The 14073-nt window shown below is 59.5% G+C and carries 13 protein-coding genes; 11 read left to right on the forward strand and 2 right to left on the reverse strand.

Features of this window, described 5'->3' with window-relative positions:
- Positions 1-112 precede the first annotated feature (112 nt).
- From rpsD to RV1423_RS24830, 8 genes are all read left to right on the forward strand, one after another.
- Complete coding sequence (gene rpsD / locus RV1423_RS24795) at positions 113-736, forward strand: 30S ribosomal protein S4 (RefSeq protein WP_034302853.1); 624 nt, start codon at positions 113-115, stop codon at positions 734-736.
- Positions 737-840: 104 nt separating this feature from the next.
- On the forward strand, positions 841-1818 hold the full coding sequence (locus tag RV1423_RS24800; protein ID WP_034302854.1) for a DNA-directed RNA polymerase subunit alpha: 978 nt from the start codon (positions 841-843) through the stop codon (positions 1816-1818).
- A 190-nt stretch (positions 1819-2008) separates the two neighbouring features.
- A complete protein-coding gene (gene rplQ / locus RV1423_RS24805; RefSeq protein ID WP_034302855.1) occupies positions 2009-2398 on the forward strand; it encodes a 50S ribosomal protein L17 in 390 nt (129 codons plus the stop codon).
- A gap of 267 nt (positions 2399-2665) precedes the next feature.
- Positions 2666-3598: an ATP-binding cassette domain-containing protein gene (locus RV1423_RS24810; RefSeq protein ID WP_034302857.1), complete on the forward strand. Its 933-nt coding sequence runs from the start codon at positions 2666-2668 to the stop codon at positions 3596-3598.
- 16 nt (positions 3599-3614) lie between these two features.
- Positions 3615-4391, forward strand: a complete 777-nt coding sequence (locus tag RV1423_RS24815) for an ABC transporter permease (RefSeq protein ID WP_034302859.1) — start codon at positions 3615-3617, stop codon at positions 4389-4391.
- 32 nt (positions 4392-4423) lie between these two features.
- Positions 4424-4756, forward strand: a complete 333-nt coding sequence (cutA, locus tag RV1423_RS24820; RefSeq protein ID WP_034302861.1) for a divalent-cation tolerance protein CutA — start codon at positions 4424-4426, stop codon at positions 4754-4756.
- On the forward strand, positions 4749-6524 hold the full coding sequence (gene dsbD / locus RV1423_RS24825) for a protein-disulfide reductase DsbD (RefSeq protein ID WP_034302863.1): 1776 nt from the start codon (positions 4749-4751) through the stop codon (positions 6522-6524). The genes cutA and dsbD overlap by 8 nt, the downstream gene beginning before the upstream one ends.
- 220 nt (positions 6525-6744) lie before the next feature.
- Complete coding sequence (locus RV1423_RS24830; protein ID WP_034302865.1) at positions 6745-7383, forward strand: peroxiredoxin; 639 nt, start codon at positions 6745-6747, stop codon at positions 7381-7383.
- 61 nt (positions 7384-7444) lie between these two features.
- On the opposite strand, the gene RV1423_RS24835 is transcribed toward RV1423_RS24830, so the two are convergent.
- On the reverse strand, positions 7445-8380 hold the full coding sequence (locus RV1423_RS24835; RefSeq protein WP_034302867.1) for a LysR family transcriptional regulator: 936 nt from the start codon (positions 8378-8380) through the stop codon (positions 7445-7447).
- A 190-nt stretch (positions 8381-8570) separates the two neighbouring features.
- On the opposite strand from RV1423_RS24835, the gene RV1423_RS24840 reads away from it, so the two are divergent.
- The 3 genes from RV1423_RS24840 (at position 8571) to RV1423_RS24850 (ending at position 12622) form a co-directional block, all read left to right on the forward strand.
- Positions 8571-9710, forward strand: coding sequence for an iron-containing alcohol dehydrogenase (locus RV1423_RS24840; RefSeq protein ID WP_034302870.1), 1140 nt, complete (start codon positions 8571-8573; stop codon positions 9708-9710).
- A 17-nt stretch (positions 9711-9727) separates the two neighbouring features.
- Complete coding sequence (locus RV1423_RS24845) at positions 9728-11323, forward strand: aldehyde dehydrogenase (NADP(+)) (protein WP_034302872.1); 1596 nt, start codon at positions 9728-9730, stop codon at positions 11321-11323.
- Positions 11324-11458: 135 nt separating this feature from the next.
- Positions 11459-12622 carry an ABC transporter substrate-binding protein gene (locus RV1423_RS24850; RefSeq protein ID WP_373419981.1) on the forward strand — a complete coding sequence of 388 codons (1164 nt, stop codon included), beginning with the start codon at positions 11459-11461 and terminating at the stop codon, positions 12620-12622.
- Positions 12623-12835: 213 nt separating this feature from the next.
- On the opposite strand, the gene hemB is transcribed toward RV1423_RS24850, so the two are convergent.
- Positions 12836-13846 (reverse strand): porphobilinogen synthase, encoded by a 1011-nt coding sequence (gene hemB / locus RV1423_RS24855; protein WP_034302875.1) that lies wholly within the window; start codon positions 13844-13846, stop codon positions 12836-12838.
- Positions 13847-14073: the final 227 nt, after the last annotated feature.

A 14073-nucleotide genomic window follows, 5' to 3' on the forward strand; every position in this document is an offset into this window, starting at 1 on the left:
CGCCAATGACCTTGGCGGGTTTTGTTCTTAAGACCACTGTTTGATAGCAGGCAGATCAAACTAGCGTTCAGACCAGCGATGGCCTGGGACGTCATTTATTAAAGGAAACATCGTGGCACGTTATATCGGACCAAAAGCAAAACTTTCTCGCCGTGAAGGCACCGACCTGTTCCTGAAGAGCGCACGTCGCTCGCTGGATTCCAAGTGCAAACTGGATTCCAAGCCAGGTCAACATGGCCGTACTTCCGGTGCGCGTACTTCCGACTACGGCAACCAGTTGCGCGAAAAGCAAAAGGTCAAGCGCATGTACGGCATCCTCGAGCGTCAATTCCGCCGTTACTTTGCCGAAGCGGATCGCCGCAAGGGCAATACCGGCGAAACGCTGTTGAAGCTGCTGGAAGCTCGTCTGGACAACGTTGTTTACCGTATGGGTTTCGGTTCGACTCGCGCCGAAGCGCGTCAACTGGTTTCCCACAAAGCACTCACCGTCAACGGTATCGTCGTCAATATCGCTTCGTACCAGGTCAAGGCCGGCGACATCGTTGCCATCCGCGAAAAGGCCAAGAAGCAAGTGCGTATCGCCGAAGCCCTGTCGCTGGCTGAGCAATCCGGTTTCCCATCGTGGGTTTCCGTCGATGCCAAGAAGTTCGAAGGCACTTACAAGACTTCCCCGGACCGTAACGAAATCGCCAACGACGTCAACGAATCGCTGATCGTCGAATTGTATTCGCGTTAATCCGCACCCGGATTTTCTCCCTGCCCACCTTTTGGTGGGCGTTTTTCCGACATGCCATCAGCCTTATCGGTGTAACGAGCCGAGGGTATTGAAAAGGACATTTCATGCAAAATAGTTTGTTGAAGCCACGTATTATCGAAGTTGAAGCGCTTGGCGCGGGTCACGCAAAGGTCGTGATGGAGCCGTTCGAACGTGGTTATGGCCACACCCTGGGCAACGCGCTGCGCCGCGTTCTGTTGTCGTCGATGACCGGCTACGCACCGACCGAAGTCACTATCGCTGGCGTCGTACATGAGTATTCTTCCCTCGACGGCGTGCAGGAAGACGTCGTTGATATCCTGCTGAACCTGAAGGGCGTGGTTTTCAAGTTGCACAACCGCGACGAAGTCAATCTGACCCTGAAGAAAGAAGGCGAAGGCGTAGTGTTGGCGTCGGATATCGATTTGCCGCACGATGTCGAGCTGATCAATCCGGATCACGTCATCGCCAACCTGACAGCCGGCGGCAAGCTGGACATGCAGATCAAGGTCGAAAAGGGCCGCGGCTATGTACCGGGCAACGTTCGCCGTCTGAGCGAAGACGCCAACAAGACCATCGGTCGCATCATCTTGGATGCGTCGTTCTCGCCGGTGCGTCGCGTGTCCTATGCTGTCGAATCGGCACGTGTGGAACAGCGTACCGATCTGGACAAGCTGGTCATCAACATCGAAACCAACGGCGTAATCACGCCGGAAGAGGCGATCCGTCAATCGGCGCGCGTCCTGGTTGACCAACTGAACGTGTTCGCTGCTCTGGAAGGCACCGAAGCGACTGCCGAAGCACCGTCGCGCGCACCGCAAGTCGATCCTATCCTGCTGCGTCCGGTTGACGATCTGGAACTGACCGTCCGTTCGGCAAACTGCCTGAAGGCAGAAAACATCTACTACATTGGCGATTTGATCCAACGTAGCGAGAATGAACTGCTGAAGACCCCGAACCTGGGCCGCAAGTCCCTGAACGAAATCAAGGAAGTGCTGGCATCCCGCGGTCTGACCCTGGGCATGAAGCTGGAAAACTGGCCGCCAGCCGGCCTGGAAAAGTAATCATGCAATGGTGGCGGGCAGTGCTGGTTTCAGCCTCCTGCCATGCAAAGCAAGGCAGTAGAGAATCAGTCGTAGAAGTAGAAGCAATCAGGCCTGGCAACAGGCAATAACCCAATCGCTACCGGTCCGCGGCAACTAGACACTGCCGATAGAAGAACTGGATTAAAACTGTAATCTGAAAGGAAATATCATGCGTCACCGTCACGGTCTCCGTAAACTGAATCGTACTTCCTCGCATCGTCTGGCGATGCTGCGCAACATGACAGTCTCCCTGCTGCGCCATGAAGCCATCAAGACCACTTTGCCAAAAGCCAAGGAACTGCGCCGCGTCGTCGAGCCTATCCTGACTCTGGGCAAGACCGATACACTGGCCAACAAGCGTCTGGCATTCTCCCGTCTGCGTGATCGTGAAATCGTCGGCAAGCTGTTCTCCGAACTGGGTCCACGCTACGCTGCGCGTAACGGCGGCTACCTGCGTATCCTGAAAATGGGTTTCCGCGTCGGCGACAACGCACCGATGGCTTTCGTTGAATTGGTTGATCGTCCGGATGCCTCCGAAGAAGCGCCAAGCGTTGAGTAATCACCGCTGCATGCTGACATCGCGTCAAGCACGATGAAAAAAAGAGCCAGGCCATGCCTGGCTTTTTGCATTTCAGCGGTAGACAATACCGCGCATTTGCGGCCAGTGACGGTTAGTCCTGAACAGATTGTCGATTGCGAAGGCCAGCAAGAAGGTGACGCGTGCGACACAATGTGGCAACCTGCACGATCCGGATTGATGTAGATCTGATTCGCCGAAACAAGGGAAACAGATCAACCTGCCGTCGGCAGGCATGACAGGGATACCATGACAGAGACACCTATTCTTTCCGTCAGCAAGCTCCATAAGGCCTTCGGCGTCGGCGCCGCGCGGGCGGTCATCATTGACGACTTGTCCTTCGCACTACGTCCCGGCGAATGCTACGGACTGCTCGGTCCCAACGGCGCGGGGAAGACCACCACGCTGCGCCTGTGCCTCGGCCTAGCGGTACCCGACAGCGGCGAGATCCGGCTCGGTGGGAAGGCCATTCCCGATGACGCGCGCGCCGCGCGTATGCGCGTCGGCGTAGTGCCGCAGGCGGATAATCTGGATCCCGACTTTACCGTGCAGGAGAATCTGCTGGTGTTTGCGCGCTACTTCGGCATCGCCGACGCCGTGATGGCGCAGCGCATTCCAGAATTGCTTGAGTTCGCCAATCTGACCGCCAGGAAGGACGCGCGCATCGCCGAGCTGTCCGGCGGCATGAAGCGCCGGTTGACGCTGGCGCGTGCGCTGGTCAACGATCCCGATCTGATCTTCATGGACGAGCCCACCACCGGTCTCGATCCGCAGGCCCGGCACATGATCTGGGAGCGCCTCAAAAGCCTGCTCGTACGCGGCAAGACGATCCTGCTCACCACCCACTTCATGGACGAGGCAGAGCGTCTGTGCGACCGGCTCGCAGTGATCGACCACGGCAAGATGATTGCCGAAGGATCGCCGCAACAACTGATTGCGCAGCACATCGAAGCCGAGGTCATCGAAATCTATGGCGAGAACGCCAGAGCGTGGGTCGAACAGCACGGCAGGACGCATGCCTCCCGCGTCGAATACAGCGGGGAGACGGTATTCTGCTATACCAACGACGCCAAATCGTTGCTGGCAACCTTGCAGCACGCGCATGGCGTGCGCTATATGCACCGGCCGGCCAATCTGGAAGATCTGTTCCTCAAGCTCACCGGCCGCGAAATGCGCGATTAAGGACAGGGAAACCGACATGACCACCTTCTACGCACCCCCGGTATTTTCGCTGCGCTTCTATCCGATCTGGCGCCGCAACTTCCTGGTCTGGAAGAAGCTGATGGCCGCCAGCATCATCGGCAACATCGCTGAACCGCTCATCACGCTGATCGCCTTCGGCTACGGCCTCGGCAGCATGCTCAAGGAAATCAACGGGATTCCCTACATCCATTACCTTGCATCGGGATCGATCTGCATGTCGGTAATGATGGCGTCCTCGTTCGAGGCGCTCTATTCGGCCTATTCACGCATGAGTGTGCAGCGCACCTGGGATGCGCTGATGAATGCGCCGCTCGCGCTTGACGATATCGTCCTGGCCGAGCTGCTGTGGAGCGCCACCAAGTCGCTGTTCAGCGGCGTCGCTATTCTTTGCGTGATGTTCGCGCTCGGCATCGGCCTGCACCCGCAAGTCTTGCTGGTGCTGCCGGTGCTGTTCCTGAGCGGGATGACGTTCGCGGCGCTGGGGCTGGTCATGAATGCGCTGGCCAAGGGTTATGATTTCTTCACCTACTATTTCACCCTGATACTGACGCCGATGGTGTTCCTGTCCGGCGTGTATTATCCGGTTGCACAGTTGCCGTCGTGGCTGCAACTGGTGTCGCAATTTCTGCCGCTGAGCGCCGCGGTCAACCTGGTGCGTCCGCTCGTGCTGGGCGGCTGGCCGCAGGCGCCGCTGCTGGACCTGGCAATACTGGCGTTCTATTGCTGCGCGGGATTTTACGTCGCGATGATTTTTACGCGCAGGCGTTTCTGAACGACGCCTGCGAATGAGTCTGGAGAAATATGATGGAGCAAGCCCTGATCGTATTGACCAACGTGCCGGACGCGGAGCTGGCCAGATCGCTTGCGCAGACTTTGGTGGAGCGGAGGCTGGCGGCCTGCGTCAATATCATGCCTGCGATACAGTCGGTATATCGATGGCAAGGAGTGGTCGAGCATGCGACAGAGCTTACCCTCATGATCAAGAGCACGCAGGCGCGCTATGTCGAACTCGAAGCGGCAATCGTGGAGGTGCATCCCTATGATGTGCCGGAAGTGATAGCGTTGCCGATTGCGGCCGGGCTGCCAGCCTATCTGAATTGGATTGTTGCAGAAACCGGGAAAGAGTTGAATGTTTAAGCGTTTGTTGGTCGTTGTCCGCAACGGCTTGTTAGTGACGCACTGGCTGGCGGCGTTGCTGCTCGCGGGTTCGATCATGCCGATGCTCGCGCAGGCCGAGGACTACCTGGCGCCGGAAGCCGCCTTTCAATTCTCGGCGAAGATGGTCGATGCCAAGACCGTGGAAATCAATTACGCGATTGCCGACGGTTATTACATGTACCGCGACCGCTTTCACTTCAAGGCCGACGGCGCTGCGCTTGGGCAACCGGATTTTCCGCATGGCAAAGTCAAATACGACGAAAACTTCCAGAAGGAAGTGGAGACCTATCGCAACAATGTCAGCATACGCATTCCGGTCGAGGCGACAGGCGCCTTCAGGCTGACGTCGACGGCGCAGGGATGCGCTGATAAAGGCCTGTGCTATCCGCCCATGGACACGCTCGCCGGCATGTCGCCGGAGGCCATTGGCAAGGTGGTTTATGCCGGTACCGCTGGAGCCGATAATGCTGCTGCCGGCGGTTCCGACATGGACCGGATTTCCGCCGCGCTCAAGAGCGGCAAATTGCTGACCATCCTGTCGCTGTTCTTCCTGCTCGGCATCGGCCTGTCGTTTACGCCGTGCGTGCTGCCGATGGTGCCGATTCTGTCGTCCATCATCGTCGGCGAGGGCGCGCGATCCAGCCGCGGGCGCGGTTTTCTGCTGTCGGCCGATTATGCGCTCGGCATGGCATTGGTGTACACCGCGCTGGGCATCGCTGCCGGGCTGGTCGGGGAAGGTCTCTCGGCGGCCTTGCAGAATCCGTGGGTGTTGACGCTGTTCGCCTTGCTGATGGTGGGCCTGTCGCTGTCGATGTTCGATTTCTATCAGTTGCAGGTGCCGGCGGCGCTGCAATCGAAACTCATGCAGGCATCGGAAAAGCAGGGCGGCGGCAAGCTGCTAGGCGTCTTTGTCATGGGCGCCATTTCGGCGCTGATCGTCGGTCCTTGCGTCGCCGCGCCGCTGGCCGGCGCACTGCTCTACATCAGTCAGACACGCGATGTCGTGCTCGGCGGCAGCGCTCTGTTCGCCATGGCGGTCGGCATGAGCGTGCCTTTGTTGATCATCGGTGCGTCGGCCGGCGTCTTGCTGCCGCGTGCGGGCGGATGGATGGAATCGGTCAAGCGCTTCTTCGGCGTCGCAATGCTGGCGACTGCCTTGTGGATGATCTCGCCCGTGATCCCGGCGTGGTTGTTCGTGGCAGGTTGGGCTGCGCTCGGCATCGCTTACGGCGCATATCTGCTGTGGAACAAACGCGGGCACTGGGTCTCGCGCGCCTTTGGCCTCATGTTCGCAGCGCTGGGCCTGTTGCAACTCCTCAATGTAGCCACCGGCGGCCGCGATGCACTGGCGCCGTTGTCGCAGCTCGGTGGCGCGCGTCAGGCCAGGCATACCGATTTTGTGCGCGTCCGGTCGATAGCCGAACTCGATGCGGCATTGGCGCAAACCGGCGGCAAGCCGGCCATGCTGGACTTCTACGCCGACTGGTGCGTTTCGTGCAAGGAAATGGAAAAATTCACCTTCACCGATGCGCGCGTGCGCGAAAAATTTTCGCACATGGTACTTCTCCAGATCGACGTCACCGCCAACAACGCCGATGACAAGGCCATGCTCAAGCGCTTCCAGTTGTTCGGGCCGCCGGGCATCATCCTGTTCGACGCGCAAGGCCGCGAGTTGCCCGGCAAGCGCGTGATCGGCTATCAGGACGCCGATCAGTTCCTGCAAAGCCTGCAGGCCGTGCAGCCGTAGTTCGGCCACAGGCATACTCCACCTGCGCGATGAAGAATTGGCAAGTCCGGGAACGATTACATCGGATGCGGCCGTTGCTTGCCTTGCCGCAAGTCTGAACTTAAGCCGGCGCGGCAGCGTCATAGCCAGACGTTATTTGGTTACTCGTTAATAGTTGTTGGATCGGGATGTCGCGGACGTTATAGTAGACGTCCTGAATTTTGTTACCAAGGAGACTGAGATGACACTACGTTTGGGCGACACTGCGCCGGATTTCGAGCAAGATTCCTCCATCGGCAAAATCAAGTTCCACGAATGGGCGGGCGACTCCTGGGTTGTCCTGTTTTCGCACCCGGCCGACTTTACGCCGGTCTGCACTACCGAGCTGGGCCTGACGGCCAAGCTCAAACCTGAATTCGACAAGCGCAATGTCAAGGCCATCGCCTTGTCGGTCGACGGCGCCGAAGCGCATACCCAATGGATCAAGGATATCGAAGACACGCAAAAGACCGTGGTCGGTTTCCCCATCGTCGCCGACGTCGACAAAAAAGTCGCCGGCCTGTACGACATGATCCATCCGAACCAGTCGGAAACCGCGACTGTGCGTTCGCTCTTCATCATCGATCCGAAGAAGAAGGTGCGCCTGATCATCACTTACCCGATGAGCACCGGCCGTAATTTCGACGAAGTGCTGCGCGTGCTGGATGCGCTGCAACTGACCGACGGCTACACCGTCGCCACGCCGGGCAACTGGAAAGACGGCGACGACGTCATCATCCCGTTGTCGGTCAAGGATGAAGAAGTCATCAAGCAAAAATATCCGAAGGGCTACACCGCGCCACGCCCTTACCTGCGCATCACGCCGCAGCCGAACAAGTAAGCCGACGGTTTCTGCAATATCAAAAGCGCTCTTCGCCGGAGCGCTTTTTTTATGGGCGGGATTACGCCATTTCCGGTGGAACTTCGGCGAACTCATCGATGAACAGTTGTGCCACCGATGAGCGCATGCTGCCGTGGCGCGTCACCAACTGATACGGCTCGCTGCGCGATTGCAGTGCCAGCGGCAGGATCGCGGTCATGCCGAAGCGCGTGCAGAACTGCGCCACGTCGACCGACATCAGCGCCACGAAGGAAGGATTTCGTTGCAATAACGATAAGGTGGTGAAGGCCGAAGTGGTTTCCAGCAAATGCAGGGGGAAGCGCAGGTTGGCTTCATGGAATTCGCGCTCCAGCAAAAGCCGCATCGGCATGTTGGCCGAATACACGACCCAGCGCGAGTCCGCCAGATCTCCCAGTTGCAGTCTGTCTTGTTGCGCCAGCGGATGATGGATGTTGGCGACCACCGCCAGCTTTTCATTGTGGATGTTGATGCTGTCGTACAGGTGCGGCTGCTGGCTGATGCTGGTGCGGCAGATCGCCATGTCGAGCCTGCCCTGGTCGAGCAGGCGCAGCAGGCGCGCGCTGGTGTCCTCGACGATCTCCACCGACAGGGCGGGGCGCTTCTCCAACAGCCGAGTCAGGGCGTCGGTCAGCAACGGCACCGCACCCATGATCACGCCGAGCGCCAATCTGCCGCCGTGGCCTTGCATGATCCCGATCATATCTTCGCGCAGATGCGCCAGGTCGGTCTGGATCAGGCGCGCATAACGGATCACGCAATGGCCGAGGTCGGTCGCTTCCAGTCCGCGGTTGGTGCGCACGAACAATTGCGCGCCCAAGGTCGTCTCGATTTCTTGCAAAGCCTTGCTGGCGCCAGGTTGCGTCAGGGCAACCTGCTCCGCCGCCTTCAATAGCGAGCCGTGGTCGGCCAGGGCGATCAGCAGACGCAATTGCTTGAGATGCAGGCGGGAGGTGATGGAACTGAGGGAAGGGATCATTTGTATGACAAAAAGTTATAGCTGTATCAATAGCTCTCATTAGGCAAAGACTGTCGATTGGCATACAGTTTTGCCTCTAAAGCTTGTATCGCAAGGGAAAAATCTCATTGTTAAGGCGTTTGGAGACAGCCAACCCTAGTCAGTCTCAAGATGCATCGCAAGTATATCTATAACTTTAAGGCTATGTACGATGGCGCTGATTAACTACATTACTCAGGTTCAATTCGACTACGGCGCGCTGGCGCTGCTGCAGCAGGAATGCGACCGCATCGGCATCCGCAAACCGCTGATCGTCACCGACATGGGCATCCGCAACGCCGGCATCCTCGACAAGGTGCTCGCGCAGCTCAACGACGGCGCGCAGGTCGCCGTGTTCGACCAGACTCCTCCCAATCCGAATGAAAGCGCCGTGCGCGCCGCGGTCAAGATGTTCCGCGACGGTGCTTGCGACGGCATCATCGCCGTCGGCGGCGGTTCGTCGATCGACCTTGCCAAGGGCGTGGCCGTATGCGGCACGCATGAAGGGCCGTTGAAGTCCTTCGCGCTGATCGAGGGCGGCCTGGCCAACATCACCGCCAAGACGGCGCCGGTGATCGCCATCCCGACCACCGCCGGCACCGGCAGCGAAGTCGGGCGGGGTGCCATCCTGATTCTCGACGACGGCCGCAAGGTCGGCGTATTGTCGCCTTACTTGGTGCCGCGCCTGGCGATCTGCGATCCGGAACTGACGCTGGACTTGCCGGCAATGATGACCGCCGCCACCGGCATGGACGCCATTGCCCATTGCCTCGAAACCTTCATGGCGCCGTCGTTCAATCCTCCGGCCGACGGCATCGCACTGGACGGTCTGTGGCGCGCGTGGGCGCACATCGAGCGCGCGACGAAGGAACCGCATGACCGCGAAGCGCGCCTGAACATGATGAGCGCATCGATGCAAGGTGCCATGGCATTCCAGAAGGGTCTCGGTTGCGTGCATAGCCTGAGCCACTCGCTGGGCGGCATCAACCCGCGTCTGCACCACGGCACCCTGAACGCCATTTTCCTGCCGGCCATCATCGAATTCAACAAGGATTCGGATTCGGTCGTGAAGGAAAAGAAACTGGCGCGCGTTGCGCACGCCATGGGATTGGCGAACGAAGCCGACATCGGCGCCGCCATCAAGAAGATGAGCAAGCGCCTCGGACTGCCGAGCGGCCTGGCGGAACTCGGCGTCACCGTCGACATGTTTCCGAAGATCGTCAAGGGCGCATTGGCAGATCATAGCCACAAAACCAATCCGCGCGTGGCGTCGGAAGACGACTACGCTCGTATGCTCACTCAATCGATGTAAACAGGAGAATTATAAAAATGACTCTGCTCGGACATAACTATATCGGCGGCGGACGCAGCGGCGAGGGCAACGTCAAGTTGCTCAGCATCGCAGCGGCGACCGGCGAGGCGCATGCCGTACCGTTCCTGACAGCGACGGAAGCGGAAGTCAATGCTGCGGTCGACGCCGCCAGCGCGGCGTACCCGACGTATCGCGCCTTGTCGGCCGAAATGCGCGCCAAATTTCTCGACACCATCGCTGAAGAAATCGACGCGCTCGGCGACGATTTCATCGCTGAAGTGTCGCGCGAAACGGCCTTGCCTGCCGGACGCCTGCAAGGTGAGCGCAGCCGCACCAGCAACCAGATGCGCCTGTTCGCCAAGGTCCTGCGCCGCGGCGATTTTTACGGTGCGCGCATCGACACTGCCTTGCCACAACGCCAGCCGCTGCCGCGCCCCGACCTGCGCCAATACCGCATCGGCGTCGGCCCGGTCGCCGTGTTCGGCGCCAGCAATTTTCCGCTGGCGTTCTCGGTTGCCGGCGGCGATACCGCAGCGGCGCTGGCTGCTGGCTGCCCGGTCGTGTTCAAGGCGCACAGCGGCCATCTGATCACCTCCGAACTGGTGGCTGACGCCATCGAACGCGCAGTCAAGCGCAGTGGCGTGCCGGCCGGCACGTTCAACATGATCTACGGCGACCGCGTCGGCGCGCAACTGGTCAAGAGCGCCGGCATCCAGGCGGTCGGTTTCACCGGCTCGCTGCGCGGCGGCCGCGCCTTGTGCGATATGGCGGCGGCACGTCCGCAACCGATTCCGGTGTTTGCCGAAATGTCGAGCATCAATCCGATCATCCTGCTACCGCAGGCATTGGCGACGCGCGGCGACGCTATCGCGCGCGACCTGATCGCTTCGGTCGTGGTTGGCGGCGGTCAGCTATGCACCAACCCGGGCCTGCTGCTCGGCGTGCGCTCGCCCGAACTGACCAGGTTCATCGAGCAGTTGCGTGAAGCGATGGCTGCACAAGCGCCGCAGACCTTGCTCAACAGCGCCGGTTTCAATACTTACTGCAACGGTGTGCAACGCCTGAAGCAATTGCCGGGAGTGACCGCAGTGGCAACCGGCGGCGCCAGCGATACTCAAGCGGTTTCGCACCTGTTCAAAGCGGACGCGTCGCTGCTGTTCAACAAGGATGCGCCGCTGGAAGAAGAAGTGTTCGGCCCGGCGACCGTGATCGTCGAACTGGAAAGCCGCGAACAACTGATTGACTTCGCCCTCAACATGCACGGCCAACTGACCGCGACTTTGCAGGCGCAGCCGGACGACCTGCGCGCGCACCGGGACCTGATCGCGCTGCTCGAACAGAAGGTCGGCCGCCTGCTGGTCAACGGCTTCCCGACCGGCGTCGAAGTCTGTGATGCGATGGTGCACGGCGGTCCGTATCCGGCCACGTCCGATGCGCGCGGCACCTCGGTCGGGACGCTGGCGATCGATCGTTTCTTGCGGCCGATCTGCTATCAGAACTATCCGGATGAATTGCTGCCGGCGGCGCTGCAAAACGCCAATCCGCTCGGGCTGCTGCGCCTGGTTGACGGCGAGCAGACGACTAAGGCGGTGAACGATCCGCGAGCAATGTAATGCAGTGATTTGAGGTAACGACGAGGGAGGCGGCGACGCAGTTTTTCATGATGCTGCGCGCCGCGGCAAGACTATATAACAACAGAGGAGACGCATTTGAAGAAATACCTGAAACTGGCAGCGCTGTCCGCCGCCATGTGCGGCGCTTTTGCCGGCAATGCATACGCAGCCGGCGACACCATCAAAATCGGTTTCATCACCGACCTGTCCGGCACCTATGCCGACATGGACGGTCAGGGCGGCGTCGAAGCGATCAAGATGGCGATCGCCGATGCCGGCGGCACCGTCAATGGCAAGAAGGTTGAATTCGTTTTCGCCGACCACCAGAACAAGGCCGACATCGCCGCCAACAAGGCGCGCGAATGGTTTGACCGCGACGGCGTCGACGTGCTGATCGGCGGCGTGAACTCGGCAGCCAGCCTGGCTCTGGGAAAAGTCGCCGGCGAAAAGAAAAAGGTCTTCATCTCGGTCGGCGCCGGCACCACGCGCCAGACCAATGAGGAATGCAATGCCTACACCATCCAGTACGCCTACGACACCACTGCGCTGGCGCGTGGCACCGGTGCTGCGATCACCAAGCAAGGCGGCAAGTCGTGGTACTTCGTGACGGCCGATTACGCGTTCGGCACATCGCTTGAAAAAGACACCAGCGATGTGGTGAAGGCCGGCGGCGGCACTGTCGTGGGCCAGGTGCGCGCGCCATTGGCAACGTCCGACTTCTCGTCCTTCCTGCTGCAAGCGCAATCCTCCAAGGCGCAAATCCTGGGTCTGGCGGTGGCGGGCGGCGACGTGATCAACGCCATCAAGGCGGCCAATGAATTCGGCGTGAACAAAACGATGAAGCTGGCGGGCCTGCTGATCTTCATCACCGATACGCACTCGCTGGGTTTGCAAGTCACACAGGGCATGTACCTGACGGACGGCTGGTACTGGGACCTCAATGACCAGTCGCGCGCATGGGGCAATCGCTACTTCAGCAAGATGAAGAAGATGCCGACGATGTTCCAGGCAGGCGACGCATCGGCCGTGGGCCAGTATCTGAAGGCGGTCAAGGCGGTCGGCGGCACCGATGCCGACAAGGTGATGGACTACCTGCGCAAGAACAAGATCAACGACTTTTTCACCGCCAACGGCGTGGTGCGTCCGGACGGCCGCATGGTGCACGACATGTACCTGATGGAAGTCAAGAAACCGTCCGAATCCAAGCGCCCCTGGGACTACTACAAGCTGGTGCAGACGATTCCCGGCGATCAGGCGTACATGACCAAGGCGGAGTCGAAGTGTTCTTTGTGGAAGTGAACGCGCCAACAGAATTAACACTGTAAAGCTTCTGAGCAGAAGTCGGCGCAAGCCGATGCATTTCAGCGCATCCTGGCCTCGGCCGGGATGCGCTTTTTTTATGTGGATTCGGATTTTCGGGCGCCAGGCGCGTGGCATCAGACGATGCTCCGGGCGAAGAAGCGCCCGTCTTCGGCATCGGTTGGCGTCGCCGTGACGGCGACGCCGGCGAGTTTATTTCTTCAGGTAGCGTGCGATATCGCGCGCGAAGTAGGTCAGCACGCCGTCGGCGCCGGCGCGCTTGAAGGCCATCATCGCTTCCATCATTGACTTGTCGTGGTCGAGCCAGCCGTTTTGCGCGGCGGCCTTGATCATGGCGTATTCGCCGCTGACTTGGTAAGCGAAGGTCGGCACCTTGAATTCGTCCTTCACGCGGCGCACGATGTCGAGGTAGGGCATACCGGGTTTGACCATCACCATGTCGGCGCCTTCTTCCAGATCCAGCGCCACTTCGCGCAGCGCTTCATCGCTGTTGGCCGGATCCATCTGATAGGTGCTTTTGCTGCCCTTGCCGAGGTTGGCGGCCGAGCCTACCGCATCGCGGAACGGGCCGTAAAACGCCGACGCATATTTGGCCGAGTAGGCCATGATGCGCGTGTAGATGAATTGCTGCGCCTCCAATGCGTTGCGGATGGCGCCGATGCGACCATCCATCATGTCCGACGGCGCCACGATGTCGACGCCGGCTTGCGCCTGGGTCAGTGCTTGCTTGACGAGTAAAGCGGTGGTTTCGTCGTTGAGGACGTAACCGTTGTCGTCCAGCACGCCGTCCTGGCCGTGGCTAGTGTAGGGATCGAGCGCGACGTCGGTGAGAATGCCGAGTTCGGGGAAGCGTTGCTTGAGTGCGGCGACGGCGCGCGGCACCAAGCCATCGGGATTGGCGGCTTCAATACCGTCAGGTGTTTTCAGTGCAGGATCGATGACCGGGAACAAGGCCAGTACCGGAATGCCGAGGGCCACCGTGTCTTCGGCGACATGCAGCAACTGGTCGACCGACAGGCGTTCGACACCCGGCAGCGAGCCGACCGGCGTGCGCAGATTTTGGCCCTCCTGGATGAAGACGGGATAGATCAGGTCGGATGGCGTGATGACATTTTCCTGCATCATGGCGCGGGAAAAAGCATCTTTGCGCATGCGGCGCATACGGATGGCAGGAAACTGGGCAGACTTGAGAGACGATGACATAGTGGTAGAGGCTCGCTAAATCGCATGAAGAGGCGACAACGTCCGATGACAAGGGCATGCGCCGCCTTGTCTTCAGTATGTTGTAAACGCGTTTTAATTGCGGATAAATTTGAACAATTTCAATTAAAAAATAGTTAAAAAACGATAATTAAAAAATCCATTCGCCTCCTGAAACTTTTCCCGGGGTCGGGGTTCTTACGCATAGGCAATGTATGTTGCCTCCCGCT

It is taken from the genome of Herbaspirillum sp. RV1423 (genome assembly GCF_000577615.1).
Lineage (GTDB): Bacteria > Pseudomonadota > Gammaproteobacteria > Burkholderiales > Burkholderiaceae_D > Herbaspirillum.